Genomic DNA, 26,478 nt, shown 5'->3' with positions numbered 1-26,478 from the left:
TGGCCGTAGCGAAGCGGAGGTCGGGTGAGGGGGGAACTACTTCCCCTTCCACACCGGGTCGCGCTTTTCGGCAAAGGCGCGAAAGCCCTCGAGATTGTCCTCCGAGCCGTAGAGTGCGTCAACCGCCGGTAATTGGCGGCGCGTCACCCTGTTCATCGCGTCCTGGAACGTGAGCGATTCGGCCACCCGCGCCGTCTCCTTGATGGCGGCAAAGACCAGCGGCGGGCCGCCGGCGAGCAGCCGGGCGATCTCCCAGACGCGGTCCTCGAGTCTGTTCTTGGGCAGCACCTCGTTGACCAGACCCCAGCGATGCGCTTCTGCGACATCCATCCAGCGGCCGGTGAGCAAAAGGTCCATGGCGACGTGATAGGGGATGCGCTTCGGCAGCTTGATCGTTGCCGCATCGGCCAGCGTGCCGGCGCGGATTTCGGGCAGCGCGAAAGAGGAGTGATCCGATGCATAAATGAGGTCGCAGGACAGCGCCAGCTCGAAGCCGCCGCCGACCGCCATGCCGTTGACGCAGGCGATCACCGGCTTGTTGAGGTCGCGCAATTCCTGCAACCCGCCGAACCCGCCGACGCCATAGTCGCCGTCGACCGCATCGCCGCCGGCCGCTGCCTTCAGGTCCCAGCCGGCGCAGAAGAACTTGTCGCCGGCAGTCTTGACGATGGCGACCCGCAGATCCGGATCGTCGCGGAACGCCTTGAATGTCTCGCCCATCAGGCGCGACGTCTTCAGGTCGATGGCATTGGCCTTGGGCCGGTCGAGCGTGACTTCGAGGATAGTGCCCTCGCGGCGGGTTGAAATGACGTCAGACATTCTTTTTCTCTCCCAGCACCAGCAGCGCGTCGGCGATCCAGGCGCCCTTGTCCTCGGTGCAGACGATCAGCGGGTTGATGTCGAGCTCCTCGATCTCGCCGGCATTTTGCTGCACGAAAGCGGCAATGCCTGCGATCGCATTGATGGCCGCCACAATGTCGGCTCTCGGCCGGCCGCGATAGCCTTCGAGCAGCGGGAACAGTTTGAGCCCGCGCAATGCGGCCTCGATGTCGTCGCGCGTCGCCGGCAGCATCAGCGTGACGCTGTCGCGCAACAGCTCGACCAGCACGCCACCGGTGCCGAGCGTCATCACCGCGCCGAACATCGGGTCGCGGGTGAAGCCGACGAGCAGTTCGGCGACGCCGTCGCGCACCATGCGCTCGACATAAAGACCGGTACCGAGCGGGCCGAGATCATGGGCGGCGGTGCTGACGGATTCGGCATCCCTGAGGTTGAGCCGCACCGCGCCAAGTTCGGATTTGTGGGTGACACCCAACGCCTTCAGTGCCACCGGGAAGCCGAGCGCCATCGAGGAGATCACCGCCTCGACCGCATTGCCGGCGCGCTCGCCCTTCGGCACCGGAAGCCCAGCCTCGATGAGCCGCGCTTTCGCCTCGGCCTCATCAGGCGTGACATGGTCGCCGGCCGGCGCGCCGGAAGCCGAAGTGTCGATCGGCTGCGCCTGCGGCTCGCGCCATGCCCAGCCGGTAAAGGCTGCCGCCTGGGCGGCGTCCATTGCCTCGGATATGCCGAACAGCGGCACCATGCCTCGCGCCATCAGCCCGGCAGTGTATTCCTCGGGCAGGTTCTCAGGCAGCGACGACACGATCGCGCCTTGCGCGCTGTTGGTCTTCAGCGCCGATTCGAAGGCGCGCAGCGTCGCCCACCAGTCGGTGTCGGAACAGCGGTCGGGGCGTGGAAAGTCGAGCACCAGCATGTTGAGGTCGAAGCCGCCCGACACCATGGCGGTGAAGGTGGCGGTCATCGCCGGCTCGTTGTTCCAGATGAAGGTGTGGTAGTCGAGCGGGTTGGCCACCGCGACCAGCGGCCCGAGCGTCGATTTGACCTGCGTGCGGTGCTCGGGGGTGAGTGGCGGAAATCTCACCCAGCGGCCTTCTGCGCTGTCGGCCATGACCGACGCCTCGCCGCCCGAACAGCTCATCGACGACAGCCGGTAGCCGGGCAGGGGACCGGTGACGTGCAGTAGCTTGAGCGCCTCGATGAAGGCGGGAATCGAATCGATCCGGGCGATGCCGAGCCGCTTCAGGAAGGCGCCAGACGCCGCGTCGGAGCCGGCCAGCGACGCGGTATGCGAAACGGTCGCTTGCCGCGCCTGCTCGGAGCGGCCGACCTTCATGGCGATGATAGGCTTCTTCAGCTCGCGCGCCCGTGCCGCCAGCCTTTCGAAGCCGGCTACCGAATCGAAGGCCTCGATATGCAGGCCGAGCGCGGTGACGCGGTCGTCCTCGATCAGGCCGAGCGCCATTTCGGAAAGCCCGGTCTGCGCCTGGTTGCCGGCGGTCATCAGAAAGGCGATCGGCAGGCCGCGCCTCTGCATCGTCATGTTGATGGCGATGTTCGATGACTGGGTGATGATGGCAACGCCGCGGCCGCCCTCGGCGAGCCTGATGCCGCCATGCTGGTCGGGCCACAAAAGCGCGCCGTCGGCGTAATTGATCAGGCCGTAGCAGTTCGGCCCGATGATCGGCATCCGGCCGGCCGCGGCGACCAGCTCGGCCTGCAGCCGCTCACCATCCTCGTCATAGGCCTCGGTTTCGAGGAAGCCGGCGGCAAAGCAGACGGCGCCGCCGGCGCCTCGCTCGGCCAGTGCCTTGACCACTTCGATGGTCAAATGCCGGTTGACGCCGACAAAAGCGGCGTCCGGCGCACCGGGCAGATCGGCCACCGAGCGATAGGCCTTGCGGCCGGCGACCTCATCCTTGGTAGGGTGCACCGGCCAGATCTCGCCGGCAAAGCCCATTTTGATCGATTGTGCGACGACGGCAGCAGCCTGCGCGCCACCGAAGACGGCGATCGATTTGGGCCGCAGAAGACGTTCAAGTCTATGCATTGTCATCTTTTCGTCTGAGCATGATCTTTTTCCGGATTCCACTTTTTGGGATCAGGCTTTAGGCCCCGAACGGGCGCAGCAGCGCCCGCGAGATGATGTGGCGCTGGATTTCCGAAGTGCCCTCCCAGATGCGCTCGACGCGGGCATCGCGCCAGATGCGCTCCAGCGGGAGGTCGTCCATCAGCCCCATGCCGCCATGGATCTGAATCGCCTCGTCGGCGACAAAGGCAAGCATTTCGGTGGCCTTCAGCTTGGCCATGGCCATGTCCTGATCGGTGACGGTGCCCTGATCGTACTTCCAGCCGGCTTCGAACACCATCAGGTCGGCGGCTTTCAGCTCGGTCGCCATGTCGGCGAGCTTGAACGACACGCCCTGGAACTTGCCGATCGGCTGGCCGAATTGCTGGCGCTGCGCGGCGTATTCGACGGCGTGGCCAAGCGCCCGCTCGGCGCGGCCGAGGCAGGTGGCGCCGACCTGCAGGCGCGTCGCGCCGAGCCATGAGTTGGCGACGTCGAAGCCCTTGTGAACCTCGCCGAGCACCTGACCTGCCGGCAGCCGGCAATCGTCGAATTCGAGGATGGCATTGGTGTAGCCGCGATGCGAGACATTGCGGTAGCCATCACGCACCGTGAAACCCTTGGTGCCCTTGTCGACAAAGAAGGCGGTGATCTTCTTGCGCTTGCCGCGCGGCGACTCCTCTTCGCCCGAGGCCATGAAGACGATGGCGAAATCGGCAAGGTCGGCATGGCTGATGAAGTGCTTGGTGCCGTTCAGCACCCAGTCGTCGCCGTCCTGCACGGCGGTTGCCTTCATGCCGCGCAAATCGGAGCCGGCACCCGGCTCGGTCATCGCCAGGCAATCCCATTTTTCGCCGCGAATGCAGGGAAACAGATACTTTTCGCGCTGCTCCGGCGTGCCGGCAAGAAGGATGTTGGAAGGCCGCGCCACGCAGGTCCAATGCAGCGCGTAATTGGCGCGGCCGAGTTCCTTTTCGTAAAGCAGCCAGGTCACCGTATCGAGCCCGGCGCCGCCGACTTCCGCCGGCATGTTGGCGGCATAGAGCCCGGCTTCGATCGCCTTGGCCTTGATCTCCTCGATCAGCTCGCGGCGCAGCACGCCGGTACGCTCGACCTCGCGCTCATGCGGGTAGAGCTCGTTCTCGACGAAGGCGCGCGTCGTCTCGATGATGAGCTTCTGTTCCTCCGAAAGACCAAAATCCATGGTCTCAGCCTTTCTTCTTTTTCTTCGGCATTTCAGCTTTGGCCTTCACCGGCTTGCTCGCCTTGGCCTTTGCGGCCGCCTTGGAGGCGGTGGGCTTCTTCGCCGCAAGCTTGGCCAGCTGCTTGGTATAGTCCTTGTGCAAGGCACCGGCGCCCCAGCCCTTGCCTTTGTTCTGCTTCGACAGCGCCTCCATGATGGCGACCAGATTGTCGTCGCGGATCTTTTCGAGCTCGCGGATCGACAGACCGTGCGCCTGGTCGTCGGACTGCGTGGCGATCAGCTCGACCAGTTCGTCATTGAACTCCGGCACATCCATCAGCTTGGTCCATGGCCATTTCAGGCACGGGCCGAACTGCGCCATGAAGTGGCGCATGCCGGCCTCGCCGCCGGCGACGCGATAGACCTGGAACATGCCCATCTGCGCCCAGCGCAGGCCGAAGCCATAGCGCATGATGTCGTCGAGCTCCTCGACTGTGCAGATGCCGTCCTTGACCAGCCAAAGCGCCTCGCGCCATGCGGCTTCGAGAAGGCGGTCGCCGACGAAGGCTTCGATCTCCTTGCGGATCACCACCGGCTTCATGCCGATCGAGGCATACATCTCCTTGGCGACTTCGATCGCCTCGGGAAAGGTCTGTTCGCCGCCGACAATCTCGACCAGCGGCAGCAGGTAGACCGGATTGAATGGATGGCCGACGACCAGCCGCTCTGGGTGCTTCTTCATCGCCACCTGCATGTCGGTCGGCTTGATGCCGGAAGTCGAGGAGCCGACAATGGCGTTAGCCGGCGCATAAAGGTCGATCTCGGCCAGCACGCGGTGCTTGAGGTCGAGCCGCTCCGGAACGCTTTCCTGGACGAAATCGGCGTCGGCGACAGCGTCGGCGATGGTCTTGGCGAAGGTCAGTCTGCCTTCTTTTGGCAGGCCGTCGGGCAGCATCTGCTTATAGGCGCGGCGCGCGCCTTTCATCACCTCGCCGACCTTGCGCGAGGCTTCGGGGTCCGGATCGAAGATCGACACGTCGATGCCGTTCAACAGCAGCCGCGCCACCCAGCCGGCGCCGATCACGCCGCCGCCGATGGCGGCCGCTTTGTTGATGATGCTCATGCGGAGGCTCCGGTTCTTGTTCTGGCGGTTGCGGGATTGACGGAGGGCCGGAAGGCGGACTCCCCGCCATCGCCGGCCTTCATGGTTGTGAATTTCACGGTGGTCATCGGCGGCTCCTCCCAACCGATTTCCCTGCTCAAAGCGGTGCGCGCTTCGTCAGGTTCAGCTTCTTGCGCACTTCGTCCGGGCCGATGACCCTGGCGCCCATATTCGACACGATGCTGACCGCCCGCTCGACCAGCTGCGCATTGGTCGCCAGCACGCCTTTGTCGAGCCAGAGATTGTCCTCCAGCCCGACGCGGACATTGCCGCCGGCCAGCACCGCAGCCGCGACATAGGCCATCTGGTTGCGGCCGATGGCAAAGGCCGACCAGTTCCAGGTCGGCGGCACATTGTTGACCATCGCCATGAAGGTATTGAGGTCGTCCGGCGCCCCCCACGGTACGCCCATGCACAATTGCACCAATGCGTCCGGCTTCAGCACTTCTTCCTCGACCAATTGCTTGGCGAACCACAGATGCCCGGTGTCGAAGGCCTCGATCTCCGGCTTGACGCCGAGCGCCGTCATCATGCCACCCATGGCGCGCAGCATGCCGGGTGTGTTGGTCATCACATAATCGGCTTCGGCGAAGTTCATGGTGCCGCAGTCGAGCGTGCAGATTTCCGGCAGGCACTGGCGCACATGTTCCACGCGGTCGGTCGCGCCGCCCATATCGGTGCCTTTTTCGTTCAGCGGCAGCGGGTTCTCCGGCGAGCCGAACACCATGTCGCCGCCCATGCCGGCAGTCAGGTTCAGCACCACGTCGACATCCGCCGCGCGGATGCGCTCGGTTACCTCGCGATAGAGATGCACGTCGCGGCGCGGCTTGCCGGTCTTGGGATCGCGCACGTGGCAGTGCACGATCGCCGCACCTGCCTTTGCCGCCTCGATGGCCGAATCGGCGATCTGCTTGGGCGAGCGCGGCACATGCGGGCTGCGGTCCTGCGAACTGCCGGACCCGGTCACGGCACAGGTAATGAAAACCTCACGGTTCATCGCTAACGGCATCGGACTCTCTCCCAATAGAACGTAGGGCAAGAATGCCTGACTTGCCGGAAACTGTTTTGCGTTTTACGAAGATCATGTGATCAAAAACGAAAAACCGACGATCTTTCGTGCCGAACGTTTGCCGCTCAAGGTGACGCTGCTGGTGTTCTCCGGCTCGTCGATCATGTGCGTCGCGTCGGCCATCGATCCGTTGCGCGCCGCTAACCGCGTCGCCGGCGAGACCCTGTTCGATTTCAGGCTGGTCTCGGTGACGGGCGAAGCGCCGGTCACCACATGCGGCCTGCCGGTGGCGGTCAGCGGCCGCTTCGATGCGGCTGAGACAACCGACATGCTGGTCGTCGTCGCCGGCTTCGGCACGCAGAACTATGCCACGTCAGCCTTGCTGTCGGGACTGCGCCGTGCGGCGCGCGCGGCACGCGCCTGCGGCGGCGTCGAGGCCGGCACATGGCTGGTGGCGCGCGCCGGCCTGCTCGAAGGCCGCAGCGCCACCACCCACTGGGAGGACATGGAGGATTTTTCGTCGGCCTTTCCCGGTGTCGACGTGCGCCCCGATCGCTACGTCATCGACGGGCCTGTGTTCACCTCCGGCGGCGCCTCGCCGACCTTCGACCTGATGCTGCATCTGATCCGCACGCGGCTCGGCATGGCCGTGGCGCTCGATGTCGCGAGCGTCTTCATCTACGACCAGGCGCGCGCCGCGACCGACGCGCAGCCGCTGGTCTCGCTCGGCCGCCTTGACGGCTACGATCCGCGGTTGGCGCAAGCCATCCGGCTGATGGAAGCGCATGTCGACCAGCCGCTGACCATCGCCGCCGTGGCAAAGCGGGCCGGGGTGACGGCACGGACGCTGGAAAGCATCTTTCGCAAGTCGATCGGCGAAACGCCCGGCGCCTATTACCTCAGGCTGCGCCTCGGCGCCGCGCGCCGGCTGGTCGTCGATACGCGCATCGCCATGGCGGACATTGCCGGGCGAACGGGGTTTTCGTCCGCCGCGGCATTTTCCAGAGCGTTTTCAAGAGCGTTCGGCGAAGCGCCGGTCAGGCTGCGTCGAGGATAATGCATGTCGCCCAAAAGTGCGTAGCGGTTTTGGGATAACGACATGCATAGACAAAGGTGGATCAGGCAGCGTCCTGGCGGTCGCTGTTGCCGTCGATCTGCGAGCGCATTTGCCTCGCAAGATGGGTCTCAAAGCGGCTGGCGACCGCGCGATCCCATTCGTTCGCACTCCGCGCACCATGCTTCGGGTGCGGCAGCGCCATCAGCCGGTCGATGATCGATCCGGCTTCGCCAGATGAGAGCAGGGCGTCGATTTCGCGTTCGTGCTGCATATCGTTTCGCCTCCTTCTTCTGTTCCCGCCACGAACCACACTATACGAGATTCGTGACGGCTGTTTGAAGGCAAGAGCGAGGCGATTGAGGGGCGATGCTGGGCAAAGTTTTGTCCGCCGCCGCCCATCTTGGGCACGATCTTTCCGGCAAGTCAGGCGGTGCTTCAGCCAAGCCGCGTGGACAGTTCGACGTCCTCCCCGAACGGCGTGGACATGTAGCCACTCCCGGTCGAGCGCACCCGCTCGAGGTATTCTGGGCAAAGATCGGCGTTATCGGCAACGACGAAGGCGCCTGGCCTGAGGCGGCTTTCAACCAGTCTCAAGATCTCGGGATAGAGCGCTTTGGCGCCGTCGAGCAGAAGCAGGTCGACCGTTTCGGGAAGATCGACGCTAAGCGTCTGCAGGGCGTCCCCCTCTCGGATCTCCACCAGGTCGATGAGATCGCCAGCTGTCAGATTGTTCCGCGCGCGCGCCACCTTGGATGGCTCGAACTCGCTGGTGATCAGGCGGCCGCCGCCATTGTCCCGCAAGGCTGCGGCGAGATGCAGGGTCGAGATGCCGAACGAGGTTCCAAATTCGACGATCGTACGTGCGCCGCTGCTTCGTGCCAGCATGTAGAGCAGCGTGCCCGTCTCTCGCGAAACGGGAAGCCAGAGATCCTTTAGCTGCCCATAGAAATCGAGGTATTCGGTCTTGCTCCGAACCAGGCGCATCCGCTCTTCGGCGGAGAGCTCCGCCACCGCAGGGCTCGTTGCCGCAGCGGCTTCCTCGAACAGGCGATCCAGCAGGGGCGCGAGCGGCGTTGTCGTCAGTGTAGTCATATCGGTCTCCAGTCAGAATTGAATGCGTTCTTGCGCGGCGCTCAAAATACGACTAATCATTCGCGTTTGCTAATCGCATTGGCACGCCCCTCCATGAGCGATCACCGAAGTCCCCGGATTTCCTCGCGAAAACAGCCCAAGCAGGCCCGCTCGGCGGAGCTCGTCGCTGCGATTTTGGAGGCTGCTGTTCAGGTTTTGGCGAGGGAAGGCGCGCAGCGCTTCACCACGGCGCGGGTGGCCGAGAAGGCCGGTATCAGCATCGGATCGCTGTATCAGTATTTTCCGAACAAGGCGGCGATCCTGTTCCGGCTCCAGAGCGACGAATGGCGGCAGACGACCGAGCTGCTGCGCCTCATCCTCGAGGATATTAGGAAACCGCCGCTCGAGCGGCTGCGCGCCCTTGTCCGCACCTTCCTCCGCTCGGAGTGTGACGAGGCCGCGGTACGTGTGGCGCTCGACGACGCCGCACCCCTTTACCGCGACGCGCCTGAGGCGCAGGCGGCAAGGGCGTCCGGAGACCGCATCATCCGGGTCTTCATGGAGGAGGCGCTGCCCAAGGCCTCGGAAGTGACTCGCGAATTGGCCGGCGACCTGGTCATGACGACGCTCAGCACGGTCGGGAAGCAGTTCTCGGAGGCACCTCGAACCGCCACGGAGATCGAAGCCTACGCCGACGCCATGGCCGACATGTTCTGCGCCTACCTGAGAGGCCTCGATCACGGCCAGGACAAGCGCTAGACCCGGTCAGCGGACAGGCCGCGCGCATTCGCACGGGGCAAACCTTGTCGTCGGTCTCAGCCCTGCTGAAAGCCGTCTTTAGCCAGCGGCCGCTGAACAATGCGGCCGTGAAAACGGTACGCCTTAGACGTATCGATTGACGATATTTTCGAGCAGTTCCTGGCGGCCGGACCTGGGCTGCGGCTCGATCTCCTCCTTGATGACGCGCTCAGCGATCTCCTCCAGCGTACGCTTGCCGGCAAGCATCGCCTTGGCCTCGGCCGAATTCCAGCCGGCATAGCGCTCGGCGAGCGGGGCGGACAGCGCCTTGTCCTCAATCATGCGTGCCGCTGCCTTGAGGCCTCGAGCGCAGCAATCCATGCCGCCGATGTGCCCAATCAGCAGATCCTGCGGATCGAGCGACTGGCGCCTGAGCTTGGCGTCGAAATTGGTGCCGCCGGTCTTGAAGCCGCCAGCCTGCAGCACGTGATAGTAGGCCAGTGCCATTTCCGGTACATTGTTGGGGAACTGGTCGGTGTCCCAGCCCGACTGGTAGTCGTTGCGGTTCATGTCGATCGAGCCGAAGACGCCCAGCGCGTTGGCGAGTGCCAATTCATGCTCGAACGAATGGCCGGCCAGGATCGCATGGCCCTGCTCGATGTTGAGCTTCACCTCATTCTCCAGTCCGAAACGCTTGAGGAAGCCATAGACGGTGGCGACGTCGTAATCGTACTGGTGCTTGGTCGGCTCTTGCGGCTTCGGCTCAATCAGGATGGTGCCTTCGAAGCCGATCCTGTGCTTGTAGTCGACGACCAGATTGAGGAAGCGGCCTGCCTGCTCCTGCTCGCGGGCAAGGTCGGTGTTGAGCAGCGTCTCATAGCCCTCGCGGCCGCCCCACAGCACGTAGTTCTCGCCGTTCAGCCGCTTGGTGACGTCGATGCAGTGTTTCACCGTCGCCGCCGAATAGGCAAAGACGTCCGGATCGGGATTGGTGGCGGCGCCCGACATGAAGCGGCGGTTGGAGAACAGGTTCGCAGTCCCCCACAACAGCTTGACGCCGGTCTGCTTCATCTTTCCGGCAAAATAATCGGCGATCTCGTCGAGCCGCGCCGCACTTTCGGAAAAGTCGCGGCCCTCCGGCCGCACATCGGCATCGTGGAAGCAGAAATAAGGCGCACCCAGCAGCGAAAACATCTCGAAGGCGACGTCGGCCTTGAGCTTGGCCAGCTCCATCGTGTCGGTACCGCCGGCCTTGGGGAACCATGGCCGGTCGAACGTCTGGCCGCCGAACGGATCGCCGCCCGGCCAGGCAAAGGAATGCCAATAGGCGACGGCAAAGCGCAGATGGTCTTCCAGCCGCTTGCCGACGACAATCTCGTCGGGATTGTAGAACCGGTAGGCCAGCGGATTGGTCGAATCCGGTCCCTCATATTTGATCTGTTGGATGTCGCCGAAAAAACCGCTGGTCATGTTCTCTTCCTCTCGCATGGTTCTGCCTGATTACCTCAGGCGTAATTGGTTTCGCGCTTACGCTGGTCGAAAAGGCTCGTGTCAAAGCCACCCAACGAAGGAGACAGACCATGACCGACCTCAACACCATTGCCGAAAACTACATCACCGCCTGGAACGAGAGCGACGCCGCGCGCATGCAAGCCTTGCTCAAGGCGACCTTCACCGAAGACGTCAGCTACCGCGATCCGATCATGCAGGGCGACGGCCATGACGGCATTGCCGCGCTGATCGACGGCGTGCAGCAGCGCTTTGCCGGCTTTAGGTTCTCGCTGAAAGGCAAGCCGGACGGCTTCGCCGATACCATCCGCTTTTCGTGGAATCTTGGGCCGGACGGCATCGAATCCGTCATCGAAGGCACGGATATCGGCGTCATCGAAAATGGCCGGCTGAAAAGCGTCACCGGCTTTCTCGACAAAGTGCCGGCATAGTGAGGCCTTCTCGGCAGGCCGCGGCGAGGGCGGGAAACCGTTCACGCCGTGGCGCCTCTGATCGCCGGATAAAGCTGGCGATAGCGCTGATAGGCTTGCGCATAGGCGTCGCCGAGGGCGGCGACCGGCTCGACCGTGGCGTCGGTCGCCGGCGCCGCGCAGACGGCGCGCGGATCGGCACCGGTCGCCGCGATCAGGCCAAGTCGGGCCGCGCCAAAGGCAGCGCCGAAATCGCCGTCGGCTGGAATATCGACGGGCAGGCCAAGCGCCGTGGCGATTGCCTTCAGCCAATAGTGCGAGCGCGAGCCGCCGCCGATCGCCGTCACCCGGGTCAGCGTCGTGCCGGCTTTGGCCAGTGCTTCCAGACTGTCGCGGAAAGCGAAAGCGACGCCTTCGAGCACGGCCTGGGTCAGTGCCGCGCGGCCGGATTCATGGGCAAGCCCGGTAAACGCGCCACGAATGACGGAATCATTGTGAGGCGTCCGCTCGCCTGAGAGATAGGGCAGGAAGGAGACGCCGGTCGGCGCCTGCAGCGCGTTGCCGAGTTCGGTGGTCAGCTCGCCGGCGCCTTTGCCCGCGATTCCCGACAGCCAGTTCAGCGAATCGGTCGCCGACAGAATGACGCCCATCTGGTGCCAGGTACCGGGCAGCGCATGACAGAATGTGTGTACGGCGCTTTCCGGGTTGGGCAGATAGGACGCGTTGGCGGCAAAAAGCACGCCGGACGTGCCGAGGGAAACGAAGGCCTGGCCGGCGCCGACCGTGCCCATGCCGCAGGCCGAGGCCGCGTTGTCGCCGGCGCCGCCGGCGATCGGGATGCCTGATAGCATGCCCCATTTCGCAGCCAGTTCGCTGCGCAAGGCACCGGCCTTTGCCGTGCCTTCGACCAATGACGGCATCTGCCTTTCGTCGAGCGAGGTGGCGGCGAGCAGTTCGGCAGACCAGGCTCGTTTGCCGACATCGAGCCACGACGTGCCAGCCGAATCCGACATTTCCGAAATGTGCTCGCCGGAGAGCCAGAGCCGCAAAAAGTCCTTCGGCAGCAGGACCTTTGCCACTTTGGCGAAAACATCCGGTTCGTTGTTCTTGACCCAGGCGAGCTTTGGCGCGGTAAAGCCGGGAAAGACGATGTTGCCGGTCAGCTTGCGAAAACGGGGGTCGGCATCGAGTGCGGCAGCCTCGGCGTGGCTGCGTGTGTCGTTCCACAGGATGCAAGGGCGCAGCACCTGGTCGCCGGCATCGAGCAGAGTGGCGCCATGCATATGGCCGGAGAGGCCGATGCCTTTGACCGCCGCGAGCTCCTTCGTATGCGTGGACCGCAGTTCGGCGATCGCCGCTTCGCAGGCCCGGATCCAGTCTGCGGGATTCTGCTCCGACCAGCCGGGATGCGGGCGCGACACATCGAGCGGCGCATGGCCGGAACCGACGATGCTCTGCCTGGCATCGATCAGCAGCGCCTTGACGCCCGACGTGCCGAGATCGAGGCCGAGATACATGTTTCCTCCCACGTCCGTCATGCCTGGCGGCGACGGTCTTTTCCTTGCTCCCCGGCCCTGTCCTGCGACACGGTGGCGAAGATATCCCGGCAATCGTGCCGCCGGAAACGCCCTCCGGTCAACACGCGAAGATTTTTTCGACACTCGAAAAAATCTCGCCGGGGCAGTTTTTAAGGCAAGATTTAGCCTTGGTCAATTCGCCGCGGGATCGGTTGCGCGCCGCAAAAATAGTGCAGACAACGGGCTGTCCGGCCGCGCCAGGGCGCGTTCCGCCGCAAGCGCCCTCGCCAGCGCGCCATCGCCCGAACGCAATGTCGCCTCGACCAGCGTCAGGTCGATGACGTCGCGTTGTGCATGGCTGCCGCCGAAGCGATGGGCGATTGCCCGGATCGGCCGGATCAGGCGTATCGTCTCGGCATAATTGCCTTCGCCGAACGCCTTGATGGCGAGCGTCAAGGGATGGCCGACATCCCTGGTGAAACCCACGTTGTCGTCTTTGCCGCGCATCGCCTCGCGCTGCGCGTCGAGCAAGTTGCGGGCCGGCGCTTCGAGGCCGGCGCCGACAAACGCCATCATCGCGTGGGCGTCGTTGAAGGCATAGTTGCCGGCGCTGGCCTTGGGCACCCAATTGGCGGCGAGCGCCGTCCAGCGATCGCCGACGTCGACGCCGCCGAGATGCAGCCGCCACAGGATCGCCGAGGCATCGACCATGTTGAGCGCCAGCGTCGAGCGCTCGCCATAGATCGGCCCGTCATAGAGCGCCAGCACCTCGTCGGTCTCGCCGAGATCATAGTGGAACAGTGCCAGGTGCCACCAATTGTGGACTTGCAGGAAGCTTTCCCGCGTCCACGCTTCGGGATTGGCGCGCATCCACAATATGCCGTCCTTCTGCCGGCTCTGCATCTCCATGACATGGGCGACGGCGTGCTGGGCCCAGCCGTCGCGCGGCTCGAGATCGACCGCCGTGCGGCCAAGCTTTTCGGCGCGCGCATAGTCGCCCATTTCCTCCAGCCCGAAGGCCTGCATGCCGAGTATGGCATGGTAGCCCGGCATGCCGCTCTGCCAAGACGGCAGTGCACGGCCGATGCGGTCGCGCAGCATACGGGCGTTGCCGGTGAAGAAGTCGATCTGGTGGCCGGTCTGCAGCGCCAGCGCATCGAGCGGGAACTCGATGGCGATATCCTCGAGCAGGCGAGCGGCTTCGTGCCAGCGTCCTTCTGCAAGGTGGCCAAGTGCGGCGACATGCGCCTGCTCGCGCGCCGTTGCCGGTAACGGCAGCGCTGCCTCGTGACATGCCTTGGCCACCGCCGTCGCGTCACGCTCGGTGGCGAGGCCGAACAGATAGCCCTTAAACACATGCGCCATGACGAAGCCGGGATCGTCGGCGATTGCCCGGTCAACGGAACTGACAGGATCGCCGATAAAGCACTGCAATTCGCGCACAGCCCGGCTGTAGGACGAAAGCCCGGCCTCCGTCGCGCCCGACAGCGTCAGGCCGAATGCGTCCCTTGCTGCCATGCCTTGTCCTCAGTTGCCCGATCGCATCGCCACTGTCGCGATGCCGGCGCCGACCAGCAGCGTGCCGCCGGTGCGGTTGAAGATGCGGATCGCCTTCGGATTGCGCACCACGGTGCGCGCCCTTGCGGCGATCAGCGCGTAACCGAAGGCATTGGCGAAGGCGAGCGCCAGGAAGGTCGTCTCAAAAATCAGCATCTGTGTCCAGAAATCCGCATGCCGGTCGAGGAACTGCGGCAGGAAGGCGACGAAGAAGGTGATGCTTTTCGGGTTGAGCGCCGTAACCAGCCAGGCATGCGCCATCATTTTCGCCGACGACACCGCATCGGTGCGCGGTTCGGCCCTGAGCGCACCGCCGGCGCGAAACAGCTTGATGCCGAGATAGATCAGATAGCCGGCGCCGATCACCTTCAGCACGGTGAATACGGTGGCCGACGCAGCCAGCAGCGCGCCGATGCCCAGCATCGACAATGTCATGGCGGTGAAGTCGCCGAGCGCCACGCCGACCGCCATCGGCAGCGCGGTACGCCAGCCCTGGCCGAGCGCATAGGACACCACCAGCAGAATGGTCGGGCCCGGAATGACCAGAAGGACTGCCGAGGCGGCGGCAAAGGCGGCCCAGTTTTCGAAGGACATTTTCTTCTCCTTGAGCTCAAAGATGAGGATAAATCCTTGGCCCGGCGAAGATGTAAAGAGGCAAAATCGAAAAAGCCCTCGTTAACGCCAGGCGGCCAGCCTTCACGCTTTTTCAACCATGATTGGTGAAAATGCCTGCTATTCGGCCGGACCGTGTTTCCCGCCGACAGCGTAGGGTTTGGGTAATATGCGTGAGTTGCCGCAAGGTCTGACGCCGCCGTACAATGGCGACGCAATCGAAACCGAAATACAACTTTCCCGCCGCACGGTGCTGTCCGGCGCCGGCGCGCTGGCACTGCTCGGCATCGCCGGCTGCAGCCAGACGCTGGATTTGCCGTCGCTCCAGCTCGACGACGTCGCCACCGGCTCGATCCGGCCGGTCCGCCCGAGCATCAGCGTCGACAAGAACATCACCAGCCCTGACGTGATGTACGCCGCGCTCACCGACGGCGGCTTCAACGTGCCGGAAGTGCCTTACCTCAAGGTCAAACCGGAATTCCGCCGCCAGATCGTCGTCGATCCGACCGGCGAGCAGCCCGGCACCATTGTCGTTCACTCGCAGGAACGGCTGCTCTATCTGGTGCAGCCCGGCGGCGAGGCGATCCGTTACGGCGTCGGCATCGGCAAGGACGGATTCCGCTGGTCCGGCCGCGCCAACATCCAGTACGGCAAGGAATGGCCGGTCTGGACCCCACCGCCCGAGATGATCGCCCGCAAGCCGGAACTGGTGAAGTGGCAAAGCGGACAGCCGGGCGGCCTCGACAATCCGCTCGGCGCGCGTGCCCTCTACATCTATCAGAACGGCAGCGACACCGGTTATCGCATCCACGGCTCGCCCGAATGGTGGAGCATCGGACAGGCGATGTCGTCGGGCTGCGTGCGCCTGATCAACCAGGACATCATCGACCTCTACAGCCGCGTCTCCAAGAAAAACCCGATCGTCGTCGTCTGAACGGCGGCTTCGCCTTCAGCGATCACTCTGCCGTTGCGCGATGCCGCAAGACAGGCGAATGTGCCTGCGATTTCATCGCCCTGGAGACGTGAACAATGGCCGGAACTTTTGTCATCGCGCAAGGCGGCGGCCCGACCGCCGTCATCAACCAGACTGTGGTGGGTGCTGCGCTCGAAATCCGCAAGCGGCATCCCGGCGCCAAGGTGCTGGGATCCATCCACGGCGTGCGCGGCATTCGTGACGGCAATTACGTCGATCTTTCCGCCATCCCCGAGGACCGTTTGCGGCTGATCGCGGCGACGCCGAGCGCCGCGCTTGGTTCGACGCGCGACAAGCCGGATGCCGCCTACTGCGACCTCATCCTCAACGGCCTGAAGAAAGCCGGTGCCGACGCCTTCATCTATATCGGCGGCAACGACACGTCGGGCACGCAGCAGATCCTGACCGACGCCGCCGGCGGCAAGATCGCCTTCGTGCACGCGCCAAAAACCATCGACAACGATCTCGAGGAGAACGACCATACGCCCGGCTTCATGTCGGCGGCCGAGTTCGTCGCCGGGGCGTTTCTTTCGGTCGATCTCGATTTCCGCGCTTTGCCGGGCATCTATGTCGGCATCGTCATGGGGCGGCATGCCGGTTTCCTGACGGCCGCGTCCGCGGCATGGCAGCTCGATCAGGACAGCGGCCCGCATCTCGTCTACGTGCCGGAGCGGCCGTTCTCGGCGGCCGGCTTCATCGACGACGTGCGCGCCACGCTCGACCGCCACAAGCGCTGCATCGTTGCCGTCTCCGAAGGCGTCAGCACCGCCGACGGCAAGGCGCTGGTCGAAAGCCTGGTGCCGCCGGAAAGGCTGGAGCGCGACCAGCACGGCAACGTCAAGCTGTCGGGCAGCGACCTGCCGGCAGCACTGGAGCACGCGCTCGCCGAAGGATTGCCGGGCAAGCGGGCGCGCGTCGATGCGCTCGGCTACATGCCGCGCGGCTATGTCGGTGCCATCAGCGCGGTGGACGCGCAGGAGGCCTTCGACGCCGGAGCCTTCGCGGTCACGGTGGCCGAAGAGGGCGGCGGTTCGGTGGCGCTGCAATATGACGGCAAGAAAACCGTGCTGAGGAAGGTGCCGCTGAAGGACGTCGCCGGCAAGACGCGCCATATGCCGGATGATTTCATGCTGCCCGATGTCAACCGGCTGTCCGATGCGGGCATGGCCTATCTGAAGCGGCTGGTCCCGCAAAAGTACAAGGTCGGCAAGCCGTTCGTCTGATGCCGGCCTTGACCTGATGGACAACTGGTTCAGCAAAACCATCGTCGACGCCAAGACGACGATGCTGACCGAGCCCTTCGTGCATGATTTCGTGCGTGCCAACATCTGGCATTTGCGCGGCCGCGATGTCGACCTGCTGGTCGACACCGGCATGGGGATCTGCCCGCTGGCGCCGCAGATCGACACGCCGGCCGGCAAGCCGCTGCTCGCCGTCGCCACGCATATCCATCTCGATCATGTCGGTTCGCTGCACGAGTTTCCGTTGCGGGCAGGGCCGCGCCACAGCGCCGCGCAGTTCGACAGCATGGATGAAGCGGTGACCTACGCCTACATGTTCCACGATCTGGAAGGCGCTGTCTCCAAGCTGCCGGCGGAAGGCTGGAAAGCGGCCGATTACAGGATTCCGCCGGCGCCGCTGACCCGGACCCTGGACGAGGGCGATATGGTCGACCTCGGCGACCGGCAGTTCCGCGTGCTGCATCTGCCCGGCCACTCTCCCGATTCGATCGCGCTGTTCGACGAGACTGACGGCCTGTTCTTCGCCGGCGACGCCATCTACGACGCCATGCTGATCGACGACCTGCCGGATTCGGATCGTGCCGCCTACCGCCGGACGATGCAGCGGCTGCTCGAGCTGCCGATCCGCATCGGCCATGGCGGCCATGGACCGAGCTTCGACGGCAGGCGGATGCGCGAGATTGCCACCGCCTATCTCAGCCGGACCGACGGGACAGCGGCATAGCGGCCTCGGCAGTGGCAGTGACGGGGCGGCGCAAATGTGAAGCGATTTGTCTTGGGCAGCTATTTTGTTCTTGCTTTGTGCCGGCAGCTATGCTACTAATTTGGGTATGGTGCTGATTCGCCCCAACGACCCGCCTCCCGAGGCGGGTTTTTGTATTTTCGGGTTTCGGCGGCAACGCCGCAAGGCGGTTGCCAGCCGGAAATCAAATCTTCGTCCAGCCGGAAATTAAATCTTCGTAACCTCATCTGGACACTCCGATCGGCGCCCTAGATGCGGGGCTGTCGATCCGGTCGGCTGCCGTGACAGGCGAGACAGGCAACGCCGACGACCGACGCGCCGATGAATTGTTCCGGTGACGGAACGTTGCGGCGCTCCACCAATCTCTCGCCCGGACAACGGCCATGTCACCAATCCACACCCTTCGCAGACATCGCGTCGCCGCTTTGCTGGGCGCCGCACTGATAGTCAGCCCCTTCGCCCTGTCCTTCGCTCCCAGGCTGAATGATGTCCTGGCGGCAACAGTGACCCCACCTGTCACCGGCATGACGGCGCCCCGCGGCTCGTTCGCTCCGGTCGTGGCGGCCGACAAACCGGCAGTGGTGACCATCACGACGGTCATGAAAGTACAACAGCCGGACATCACGAGCGACGCCTCTCCCTTCGGCGGAAACTCGCCTTTCGACGATTATTTCCGCCGTTTCTTCGGTGACCAGGGACTGCCCGCCCCCAAGACACCGCCGGAACAGGCGCCCCGCACCGAGGCTCTCGGCTCAGGCTTCATCGTCGGCTCCGACGGCATGATCGTCACCAACAATCACGTCGTCGACGGCGCCCAGTCGGTCAAGGTGACGCTCGACGACGGCAGCGAGCTTCCCGCCAAATTGATCGGCCATGACGCCAAGAACGATCTTGCCGTGCTCAAGGTCAACGTCGGCAAGCCCTTGCCGACCGTCAAATGGGGCAGTTCCGACAAACTCATGCCGGGCGATCAGGTGCTCGCCTTCGGCAATCCTTTCGGCCTTGGCACCACGGTCACGGCCGGCATCGTCTCGGCGCGCGGCCGCGACCTGCACAGCGGCCCGTTTGACGACTTCATTCAGATCGACGCGCCGATCAACCGGGCAATTCCGGCGGCCCACTGACGGATGTGAACGGCGATGTCGTCGGCATCAACACCGCGATCTTTTCGCCGAATGGCGGCAGCGTCGGCGTCGGCTTCGCCATCCCCTCCGACCAGGCGCAAAAGGTCGTCGCCAAGCTGATGAAGGGCGGCTCCATCCAGTACGGCTATCTCGGCGTCCAGATTCAGCCGGTGACGCCTGATGTGGCGAGCGCCATCGGCCTCGATCACCCCGCCGGCGTGCTGGTCGCGCAGGTCAGCGACGGATCGCCGGCCGCCAAGGCCGGCCTCGAGACCGGCGATGTCATTACCAGCTTCGCCGGCCAGGAGATAAAGGATCCGAGGGATCTGTCGCGCGCCGTCGCTGACGTTGCGCCTGGCACGAGGGAAGCCCTCAATGTCTGGCGCAAGGGGAAAGGCCTGCAGATCTCCGTCGAGATCGGGCGCAACGAAGACGACACGGCAACGGGATCGGTGACGGGCGATTCAGGTCAGCCGTCGACGGGGCAGGGCCTTCGCGCACCGGCGCTCGGTCTCGGCCTGATGGACGTCACTCCGGATGTGCGCCAGGCAATGAACCTGCCAGAAAACCAGCACGGCGCACTGGTCGAGCGCGTCGACCCGAACAAGGCGGCATCGGCTTCCGGCATCCAGCCCGGCGACATCATCGTCGGCGTCGACCAGACTCCGGTGCGGAGCGCCAGACAGGCAAATCAGGCGATTGTGCAGGCTGCCAAATCCGGCAAGAAATCGGTGCTGCTGCTTGTCGAGCGCGGCGACGCCCAGATGTTTGTCGCCGTCCCCTTCGCCAGTGGTTGAGGCAGGCAGCGCGCCGCCAAGGTCGATGTAGAGTTTTTTGCCGCCAGGCCGGAGCCAAGATTTCAGTTGCCCGCGGGCGCGTCTTCGAGAAAACTGGCAAAGTTCGATTGGACCTTGCGCAAACGGATATTCTCGATGGTTACCCGCGGCTTCTCTTCCGGACGAAAGCCCCCGACGGATACGGATGCACGCATCCCGCCGGGGCAGTATCTCGAGCAAGGGTTCCCGGTCCTGTCGGCCGGCCCGACGCCGCACGTGCGCACCGAGGACTGGTCGTTCACGCTTAAGCACGGGCCGCGGCCGATCAAGAAATGGAACTGGGCCGAGTTCAACGCGCTGCCCTTGACCAAGATGACGCGCGACATCCATTGCGTGACCGCATGGACCAAATTCGACACGGCGTGGCAGGGCGTGCTGGTCGACGACATCCTTGCCGATGCCGGCATTGAGCCGCCGACCGCTTTCACGCTGGCGCTGGGTTTCGACGGCTACACCACTAATGTGCCGACGAAGGATCTCACCGCCGGCAAGGCGATGGTGGCGCTGCTTTACGAGGGCAAGCCGATCACGCCCGACCATGGCGGGCCGGCGCGGCTGCTCGTTCCGCATCTTTATTTCTGGAAATCGGCCAAATGGCTGAACGGATTGCAGTTCACCGAGCGTGACGAGCCGGGTTTCTGGGAGTTGCGAGGCTATCATATCTATGGCGATCCGTGGCGCGAGCAGCGCTACACGAACGATCCATGAGCGATGGACCGGCGGCGCAGTCGCCCTGGCAGACGGTCACCATCACCCGCATCCAAAAGCGCACGCCGCGCGTCACCAGCTTTTTCCTGCAGCCGTCGCGGCCTTTCGCCTATCGTGCCGGACAGCATGTCGACGTCAGGCTGACGGCGCCGGACGGCTATCAGGCGCGCCGCTCCTACTCCATTGCCTCGGCGCCGGAGGGCGGCGAGACCATCGAGCTGGCGATTGAAAAACTCGAGGACGGCGAGGTCTCGCCGTTCTTTCACGAGATCGCGGCGGTGGGCGACGAGGTCGAATTGCGCGGGCCGCTCGGCGGCCATTTCGTCTGGTCCGACAGCGATGGCGGACCGCTCCTGTTGGTTGGCGGCGGGTCGGGCGTGGTGCCGCTGATGGCGATGGTCCGTCACCGGGCGATGCGGAAATCGCTGGTCGCCACCGCCCTGGTGTTTTCCGCGCGGGTCTGGGACGAGGTGATCTTTCGCGACGAGTTGATCGACCTCGCCGAGCGCCGGGATGGCTTCGATCTGGTGCTGACGCTGACGCGCGAGCCGGCCCGCCGACCGTCGGATTATGCGCGGCGGGTCGACACCGCGATGATGGTGCAAGCCATGACCAGGCTGCCCGCGCCGCCGAAGCTCGCCTTCGTCTGCGGCTCGAACGCATTCGTGACGGCCGCCGCCGAGGCGCTGATCGATGCCGGCGTTCCCGCGGCTCTCATCCGCACCGAACGTTACGGGGTCTGACCCGGTTCTGCTTGCCCGTTGCAGTCTTCGCTGGGCGGCATAAGGCAGGCCAAAGCAGCCGCAACGCCGACGCCGCATTTGGCCGAAATGGTTAACGATTCGACAAACAACCTCGGCTGCGACTTTTATCGGTTTGAAAAATCGAACCGAACGGTTCGTTTCTGTTGACAATGCGTGCAGGACGCTGTGAACGCTGCCTCTCCAAGTCACCTTGCAGCCAGACCGATGCTATGGGCTATTTACTTGATGTTTAGCAATAAAATTGTGGCGAAAGGAATCTCTGGCACAATTTCAAGGTGTAGATTCTTGGTCCACACCAAACAACTTCGTGATTGGAAACTGGCCATTGGCTTTCCCACATCGGGGCTGTCCGAACGACGCGAATTCCTCCCAAGACACGCCGCTAGACGGACCGAAAACTAAGATACTGGAGTACTAAAAAATGAAAAAGATCGCTCTTGCCGCCGTCGCCGTTTTGGCCATCACCGGCAGCGCCTTCGCTGGCAGCGACAACTTTGGTTCCAATAGTGCGAACCAGCCTGCCGCCTCGGTCGACAGCTCGTATACGGCTTCCATTCAGAAGCCGGCTCATGCCGACAAGCAGCCTGTCCAGGGCGCCGACCGTAACCTCTTCGGCAACAACTAACAGCCGATCCCAGCATCAGGGCGGCGGGCATAGCCGCCGCCCGGGATCTGAAAAAAATTCAGGAGTATTGAAATGAAAAAGATCGCTCTTGCTGCCGTCGCCGTTTTGGCCATCACCGGCAGCGCCTTCGCCGGCAGCGACAATTATGGTTCCAACGGAGCCAACCAGCCGGTTGTCTTGGTCGACAGCTCCTACACGGCTTCCGTCAAGAAGTCGGACCAGGCTGAAAAGCAGCCGGTCGTCCAGGGCGCCGACCGCAACCTCTTCGGCAACAACTAACAGCCGATCCCACCACTAAGGCGGGCGGGCATGCCCGCCGCTTGATTCGAAAATCCAGGAGTATCCAAATGAAAAAGATTGTTCTTACTGCCGCCGCTCTTTTGATCGCCGCCGGCAGCGCCTATGCCCGCAACGACAATGTTGGCGGGACCGACATCAACAAGCAGTCGACCGTCAACGTCGACAAGACGCAGACGTCTTCGGTACGTGACAGCAATTCGCCGGTCTACAAGCTGCTGAATTCGTCGGGCGACGTCCCGAAGTCCGCGCCTCAGGGCGCCGACCGCAACCTGTTCGGCCGCTAACAGCCGAGCTGGACTTCCTGAACAAGAGCGGCGGGCCATGCCCGCTGCTCTTGTTTTTTGCGTGCCGAGAAAACGCCCGCTCGGAGCAATTCCAGGAAAAGTGTGAAACGGTTTTCCGTCCGGAATTGCGTCAAAAAAGATAGCGCGGTTCGGCGTTTCCGTGAAACGATGAACCGTTCCAGAGTTCAGGCCGCCTTTGCTTCTGCTTCATGGAGCGCGAAGGAGTGTCCGTCCGCATCGAAGATATGCAGATCACTGGCATCCGCCGTCAGCCGCATCGTCGCCCCGCGCTTGACCCCGACATTGCCCGGCAGCTTGGTCACCAGCGGCAGGTCGGCGCGGCCGATGTCGACATAGACGAGTTGGACTTCGCCGAGCTGCTCGACATAATCGACCGTGCCTTCGAACAAATAGTCGGCCCCGGTGGCGATCATCAGATCCTCCGGCCGCACGCCGAAGCTCACCGCAGCGCCTTTCGCGGAGGCAGGCGTTGCGATCGGCACCGTCGCCTTGCGGCCGCCGACATGGCTGACGACCGTCGGGTTGCCGGTCTTGTCGATCGTCGCCGGCAGGATGTTCATCGCCGGCGAGCCGATGAACTGGGCGACGAACAGATTGCCGGGCCGCTTGTAGAGCTCCATCGGCGTTCCGACCTGTTCGATATGACCTTCCTTCAGCACCACGATGCGGTCGGCCAGCGTCATCGCCTCGACCTGGTCGTGGGTAACGTAGATCATCGTCGTAGCGGGCATCGATTCCTTGAGCTTGGCGATCTCGATGCGGGTGGCGACGCGCAGCGCCGCGTCGAGGTTGGATAGCGGCTCGTCGAACAGGAAGACCTTGGGATTGCGCACGATGGCGCGGCCGATGGCGACGCGCTGGCGCTGGCCGCCCGACATCGCCTTGGGCAGACGGTCGAGATATTTGGTCAGCTGCAGGATCTCGGCCGCCTGGCGCACCCGCTTGTCGATCTCGGCCTTGCTTTCCTTGCCGATCTTCATCGAGAAGGCCATGTTGTCATAGACGGTCATATGCGGGTAGAGCGCATAGGACTGGAACACCATGGCGATGCCGCGCTTCGACGGCGGCACGTCGTTGACGATCTCGCCGTCTATCCTGAGCTCGCCCGAGGTGATCTCCTCGAGCCCGGCGATGCAGCGCAGCAAGGTCGACTTGCCGCAACCCGAGGGACCGACAAAGACAATGAATTCGCCCGACTTTATGTCGAGGTCAATGCCGTGCAGAATGTTGAGATTGCCGTATGATTTCTTCACTTGCCTTAGCCTGACATCGGCCATGGTACCCTCCAGTTCTTCCTTGAATTCAGTCGATACGCCCGAACCAGGCGCCGTAGCCGCCGAGGCGGATAGTGCCGGCGCCAGTCTGTCCCGAAAACCCGTGTCCCGGCAAGGGCTGCAATGAGCGGCCGCCAAGATCGACTTCGGCCGGCTTTGCTCCGAGATTGAAGGCGCAGACGATCTGCTCGTTGCCTTCGCGGCGCGTGAAGGCGACGGTGTCGCCCTCGCTTTCGATGAACTCGATATCGCCCTTGGTCAACGCCGGATGGGCGCGGCGGAAAGCCAGGAAGCGCCGGTAGTGCTCGAGCAGCGAGCCGTCGTCGCCCTGCTGCACGTTGACCGCTTGCGCTAGATGCTTGCTGGGCACCGGCAGCCAGGGCTTTGCCGTCGAGAAGCCGCCATTGCGAGCGGCGCCGTCCCAAACCATCGGCGTACGGCAGCCGTCGCGGCCCTTGAATTCCGGCCAGAAACGGATGCCGTATGGGTCCTGCAGATCCTCGAAGCTGAGTTCGGCCTCGCTGAGCCCGAGCTCCTCGCCCTGATAGATGCAGACCGAGCCGCGCAACGACATCAGCAGCGCCGAGATGACCTTGAGATAGGCGGTCGGGTCGGGCTCGTTGGCCGCCCAGCGCGAGGCAGGTCGCATCACGTCATGGTTGGAAAAGGCCCAGCACGACCAGCCGTCGCTGGCCACCTTGCCGAAGGTTTCCAGCACCGAGCGCACCTTTGCCGCGCTGATCTTCTCCGGCGCCAGGAAGTCGAAGGAATAGCACATATGCACGCGCTTGCCGCCGGCCGTATAGGCCGCCACCACTTCCAGCCCACGCTGCGAATCGCCGACTTCGCCAACCGCGGCCGTCGCCGGATATTCGTCGAGCAGGGCGCGGAAGCGTTCGAGGAAGCCGAGGTTTTCAGGCCGGCTCTTGTCATAGAGATGGTCCTGGTAGTTGTAGGGGTTGACGGCCGGCGCCGTCTGGTCGTTGCGCTGCTCAGGCGGCAGCGGCGGATTGTCTTCCAGGCCTTGGCTGTGGAAATAGAAATTGATGGTATCGAGGCGAAAGCCATCGACGCCGCGCTCCAGCCAGAAGCGGGTGACGTCGAGCAGCGCGTCCTGTACCGCGCGGCTATGGAAGTTGAGGTCGGGCTGCTCGGCCAGGAAATTATGCAGATAATATTGCTGGCGGCTGGTGTCCCACTGCCAGGCCGAGCCGCCGAAGATCGACAGCCAGTTGTTGGGTGGCGTGCCGTCCGGCTTGGCATCCGCCCAGACATACCAGTCCGCCTTTGGATTGCTCCGGTTCGAACGGCTTTCCTTGAACCACGGATGGATGTCGGCGGTGTGCGACAGCACCTCGTCGATCATCACCTTGAGGCCAAGCCGGTGCGCCTCGGCGGTCAGCGCGTCGAAGTCGGCCAGCGTGCCGAACATCGGATCGACGTCGCAATAATCCGACACGTCGTAGCCGAAATCCTTCATCGGCGATTTGAAGAATGGCGAGATCCAGATGGCGTCGACACCGAGCGAGGCGATGTAGGGCAGCCGGCCGATGATGCCTCTGAGGTCGCCGATGCCGTCGCCGTTCGAATCCTGATAGCTGCGCGGGTAGATCTGATAGATCACGGCACCTCGCCACCAGTCGCGATCGATAGCGAGATCGGGCTTCGGGGTCGCCTTCAAAGCGGATTGCATGATCTCAACCTCCTTTCACCGAGCCGGCAAGCAGCCCGCGGACGAAATAGCGTTGCAGCGAGAAGAACACGATCAGCGGCACGATGATGGTGACGAAGGCCGAAGTCGTCAGGATCTCCCAGTCGCCGCCGCGCGAACCGAGCAACGCATTGAGCTTGGCGGTCAGCACGATTTGGTCGCCCTCGGTACCAAGGAAAACCATCGCCACCAGCAGATCGTTCCACACCCAGAGAAACTGGAAGATGGCGAACGAGGCCAGCACCGGGAACGACAATGGCAGCACGATCTTGACGAAGATCTCGAAATCGCTGGCGCCGTCGATGCGCGCCGATTCCATGATCTCGCGTGGCAGGCCGGCAATATAGCTCCTCAGGAGATAGATGGCGAAGGGCAGGCCGAAGCCGGTATGCGCCAGCCAGATGCCGAGATAGGTCTTCGACGGCACGCCGAAGAAACTGCCGACGCCGTTATAGAGCTTCAACAGGGGGATCAGCGACATTTGCAGTGGCACGACCAGGAGGCCGATGATGACGGCGATGAGCAGGGCCCGGCCGGGAAAGCGCATCCAGGCCAGCGCGTAGGCGGCGAACGCGGCGATCAGGATCGGGATGACGGTCGCCGGAATGGTGACGGTCAGCGAATTCATGAAGGAGCGGCCGATGCCTTCCGAAAACAGCACTGTGTCGTAATTGTCGGTGGTGAATTTCGGCGGCGCCGACGAGGCGTAATACACGCGCTGGCCACGTTCGCTTTCGAAGGCCTTCGGCGAGGTCATGACGAAACTGCCGTCGGCATTGAGCTGCAGGGTCACGCCGTCGCCGAGATCGGCTGTCGTGCCGGCGGGATATTGCGTCGGCGCTGCCGACTTGACGCCGAAGGCGCTGATGTTGCGGGCAGGACCATCGCCGAAGATATTGCCTTGCAGGACGAACTTGCCGACCTTCTCGACCTGCGCCGAGGCGGGCGGCAGCCGGCCGGCTTCCGTCTGGCTGGAACTGGTGAACGAGTTCCACCAGCCCGAAGCGATGATCTGATCCTTGTCGCGCAGCGACGAGACCAGAATGCCGAGCGTCGGGATCGTCCAGATCGCAACGAAGATGAAGACGGCGATATGGACGCCGAAACGGCTGACAAAGGACTTTCCGGTCGACACGGCCATC

Annotated in this window: 25 protein-coding genes and 1 pseudogene; 12 read left to right on the top strand and 14 right to left on the bottom strand. The window is 63.7% G+C overall.

What is annotated here, in order from left to right:
• Nucleotides 1–36: 36 nt before the first annotated feature.
• From NKI85_RS05925 to bcoG, 5 genes are all read right to left on the bottom strand, one after another.
• Nucleotides 37–819: a carnitinyl-CoA dehydratase gene (locus tag NKI85_RS05925; protein ID WP_352522449.1), complete on the bottom strand. Its 783-nt coding sequence runs from the start codon at nucleotides 817–819 to the stop codon at nucleotides 37–39.
• A complete protein-coding gene (locus tag NKI85_RS05920; RefSeq protein ID WP_352522450.1) occupies nucleotides 812–2,890 on the bottom strand; it encodes an acetate--CoA ligase family protein in 2,079 nt (692 codons plus the stop codon). Before NKI85_RS05920 ends, NKI85_RS05925 begins: the two co-directional genes overlap by 8 nt.
• A 58-nt stretch (nucleotides 2,891–2,948) precedes the next feature.
• A complete protein-coding gene (locus tag NKI85_RS05915; protein ID WP_352522451.1) occupies nucleotides 2,949–4,112 on the bottom strand; it encodes an acyl-CoA dehydrogenase family protein in 1,164 nt (387 codons plus the stop codon).
• Nucleotides 4,113–4,116: 4 nt separating this feature from the next.
• Nucleotides 4,117–5,214, bottom strand: coding sequence for a carnitine 3-dehydrogenase (locus NKI85_RS05910; RefSeq protein ID WP_352522452.1), 1,098 nt, complete (start codon nucleotides 5,212–5,214; stop codon nucleotides 4,117–4,119).
• A 136-nt stretch (nucleotides 5,215–5,350) separates the two neighbouring features.
• On the bottom strand, nucleotides 5,351–6,262 hold the full coding sequence (gene bcoG / locus NKI85_RS05905) for a 3-dehydrocarnitine:acetyl-CoA trimethylamine transferase BcoG (RefSeq protein WP_352522453.1): 912 nt from the start codon (nucleotides 6,260–6,262) through the stop codon (nucleotides 5,351–5,353).
• Between the two features lie 76 nt (nucleotides 6,263–6,338).
• Here bcoG and NKI85_RS05900 point away from each other — a divergent pair, with 76 nt between their 5' ends.
• Nucleotides 6,339–7,319 carry a GlxA family transcriptional regulator gene (locus tag NKI85_RS05900; protein WP_352522454.1) on the top strand — a complete coding sequence of 327 codons (981 nt, stop codon included), beginning with the start codon at nucleotides 6,339–6,341 and terminating at the stop codon, nucleotides 7,317–7,319.
• A gap of 61 nt (nucleotides 7,320–7,380) precedes the next feature.
• Here NKI85_RS05900 and NKI85_RS05895 read toward each other — a convergent pair whose 3' ends face one another.
• Nucleotides 7,381–7,590, bottom strand: coding sequence for a hypothetical protein (locus tag NKI85_RS05895; RefSeq protein WP_095484432.1), 210 nt, complete (start codon nucleotides 7,588–7,590; stop codon nucleotides 7,381–7,383).
• A gap of 164 nt (nucleotides 7,591–7,754) precedes the next feature.
• Nucleotides 7,755–8,411 carry an O-methyltransferase gene (locus NKI85_RS05890; RefSeq protein ID WP_352522455.1) on the bottom strand — a complete coding sequence of 219 codons (657 nt, stop codon included), beginning with the start codon at nucleotides 8,409–8,411 and terminating at the stop codon, nucleotides 7,755–7,757.
• Between the two features lie 93 nt (nucleotides 8,412–8,504).
• Between NKI85_RS05890 and NKI85_RS05885 the strand changes: the two genes are divergently transcribed.
• On the top strand, nucleotides 8,505–9,149 hold the full coding sequence (locus NKI85_RS05885; protein ID WP_352522456.1) for a TetR/AcrR family transcriptional regulator: 645 nt from the start codon (nucleotides 8,505–8,507) through the stop codon (nucleotides 9,147–9,149).
• A 123-nt stretch (nucleotides 9,150–9,272) separates the two neighbouring features.
• Here NKI85_RS05885 and xylA read toward each other — a convergent pair whose 3' ends face one another.
• Nucleotides 9,273–10,598, bottom strand: coding sequence for a xylose isomerase (xylA, locus tag NKI85_RS05880; RefSeq protein WP_352776353.1), 1,326 nt, complete (start codon nucleotides 10,596–10,598; stop codon nucleotides 9,273–9,275).
• 110 nt (nucleotides 10,599–10,708) lie between these two features.
• Here xylA and NKI85_RS05875 point away from each other — a divergent pair, with 110 nt between their 5' ends.
• Nucleotides 10,709–11,068, top strand: a complete 360-nt coding sequence (locus NKI85_RS05875) for a nuclear transport factor 2 family protein (protein WP_352522458.1) — start codon at nucleotides 10,709–10,711, stop codon at nucleotides 11,066–11,068.
• A gap of 41 nt (nucleotides 11,069–11,109) precedes the next feature.
• Here the strand turns inward: NKI85_RS05875 and xylB are convergent, their stop codons facing one another.
• From xylB to NKI85_RS05860, 3 genes are all read right to left on the bottom strand, one after another.
• On the bottom strand, nucleotides 11,110–12,564 hold the full coding sequence (gene xylB, locus NKI85_RS05870) for a xylulokinase (protein ID WP_352522459.1): 1,455 nt from the start codon (nucleotides 12,562–12,564) through the stop codon (nucleotides 11,110–11,112).
• A 192-nt stretch (nucleotides 12,565–12,756) separates the two neighbouring features.
• Entirely contained in the window at nucleotides 12,757–14,082 is a 1,326-nt protein-coding gene (locus tag NKI85_RS05865; RefSeq protein ID WP_352522460.1) for a tetratricopeptide repeat protein, read from the bottom strand.
• A gap of 9 nt (nucleotides 14,083–14,091) precedes the next feature.
• Nucleotides 14,092–14,715 carry a LysE family translocator gene (locus tag NKI85_RS05860; protein WP_352522461.1) on the bottom strand — a complete coding sequence of 208 codons (624 nt, stop codon included), beginning with the start codon at nucleotides 14,713–14,715 and terminating at the stop codon, nucleotides 14,092–14,094.
• A 187-nt stretch (nucleotides 14,716–14,902) separates the two neighbouring features.
• Between NKI85_RS05860 and NKI85_RS05855 the strand changes: the two genes are divergently transcribed.
• The 9 genes and pseudogenes from NKI85_RS05855 (at nucleotide 14,903) to NKI85_RS05815 (ending at nucleotide 22,330) form a co-directional block, all read left to right on the top strand.
• Nucleotides 14,903–15,667 (top strand): L,D-transpeptidase, encoded by a 765-nt coding sequence (locus NKI85_RS05855; RefSeq protein WP_352522462.1) that lies wholly within the window; start codon nucleotides 14,903–14,905, stop codon nucleotides 15,665–15,667.
• A 95-nt stretch (nucleotides 15,668–15,762) separates the two neighbouring features.
• Nucleotides 15,763–16,929 (top strand): diphosphate--fructose-6-phosphate 1-phosphotransferase, encoded by a 1,167-nt coding sequence (locus NKI85_RS05850; protein WP_352522463.1) that lies wholly within the window; start codon nucleotides 15,763–15,765, stop codon nucleotides 16,927–16,929.
• Between the two features lie 16 nt (nucleotides 16,930–16,945).
• Nucleotides 16,946–17,671, top strand: a complete 726-nt coding sequence (locus NKI85_RS05845) for an MBL fold metallo-hydrolase (protein WP_352522464.1) — start codon at nucleotides 16,946–16,948, stop codon at nucleotides 17,669–17,671.
• Between the two features lie 401 nt (nucleotides 17,672–18,072).
• Nucleotides 18,073–19,610, top strand: a pseudogene (locus NKI85_RS05840) (DegQ family serine endoprotease).
• 135 nt (nucleotides 19,611–19,745) lie between these two features.
• Nucleotides 19,746–20,357 (top strand): molybdopterin-dependent oxidoreductase, encoded by a 612-nt coding sequence (locus NKI85_RS05835; protein WP_352522465.1) that lies wholly within the window; start codon nucleotides 19,746–19,748, stop codon nucleotides 20,355–20,357.
• Complete coding sequence (locus NKI85_RS05830; protein ID WP_352776347.1) at nucleotides 20,354–21,100, top strand: FAD-binding oxidoreductase; 747 nt, start codon at nucleotides 20,354–20,356, stop codon at nucleotides 21,098–21,100. Before NKI85_RS05835 ends, NKI85_RS05830 begins: the two co-directional genes overlap by 4 nt.
• 442 nt (nucleotides 21,101–21,542) lie before the next feature.
• Nucleotides 21,543–21,746, top strand: coding sequence for a DUF680 domain-containing protein (locus NKI85_RS05825; RefSeq protein WP_352522467.1), 204 nt, complete (start codon nucleotides 21,543–21,545; stop codon nucleotides 21,744–21,746).
• 72 nt (nucleotides 21,747–21,818) lie between these two features.
• The gene (locus tag NKI85_RS05820) at nucleotides 21,819–22,025 is read left to right on the top strand and encodes a DUF680 domain-containing protein (RefSeq protein WP_352522468.1); all 207 of its coding nucleotides are present in this window, start codon (nucleotides 21,819–21,821) and stop codon (nucleotides 22,023–22,025) included.
• A gap of 68 nt (nucleotides 22,026–22,093) precedes the next feature.
• The gene (locus NKI85_RS05815) at nucleotides 22,094–22,330 is read left to right on the top strand and encodes a DUF680 domain-containing protein (protein ID WP_352522469.1); all 237 of its coding nucleotides are present in this window, start codon (nucleotides 22,094–22,096) and stop codon (nucleotides 22,328–22,330) included.
• 185 nt (nucleotides 22,331–22,515) lie between these two features.
• Here the strand turns inward: NKI85_RS05815 and NKI85_RS05810 are convergent, their stop codons facing one another.
• Genes NKI85_RS05810 through NKI85_RS05800 form a run of 3 tightly spaced genes read right to left on the bottom strand, consistent with a single transcriptional unit; the run spans nucleotide 22,516 to nucleotide 26,477 of the window.
• Nucleotides 22,516–23,628, bottom strand: a complete 1,113-nt coding sequence (locus tag NKI85_RS05810; protein WP_352522470.1) for an ABC transporter ATP-binding protein — start codon at nucleotides 23,626–23,628, stop codon at nucleotides 22,516–22,518.
• A 25-nt stretch (nucleotides 23,629–23,653) separates the two neighbouring features.
• Complete coding sequence (gene bglA / locus NKI85_RS05805) at nucleotides 23,654–25,318, bottom strand: beta-galactosidase BglA (protein ID WP_352522471.1); 1,665 nt, start codon at nucleotides 25,316–25,318, stop codon at nucleotides 23,654–23,656.
• A 4-nt stretch (nucleotides 25,319–25,322) separates the two neighbouring features.
• Entirely contained in the window at nucleotides 25,323–26,477 is a 1,155-nt protein-coding gene (locus NKI85_RS05800) for a carbohydrate ABC transporter permease (RefSeq protein WP_352522472.1), read from the bottom strand.
• Between the last annotated feature and the right edge of the window lies 1 nt (nucleotide 26,478).

This window comes from Mesorhizobium sp. M0571 (assembly GCF_040320985.1).
GTDB lineage: Bacteria > Pseudomonadota > Alphaproteobacteria > Rhizobiales > Rhizobiaceae > Mesorhizobium.
Note: the sequence above shows the minus strand (reverse complement) of the source record. Positions and strands in the feature narration are given on the sequence as shown.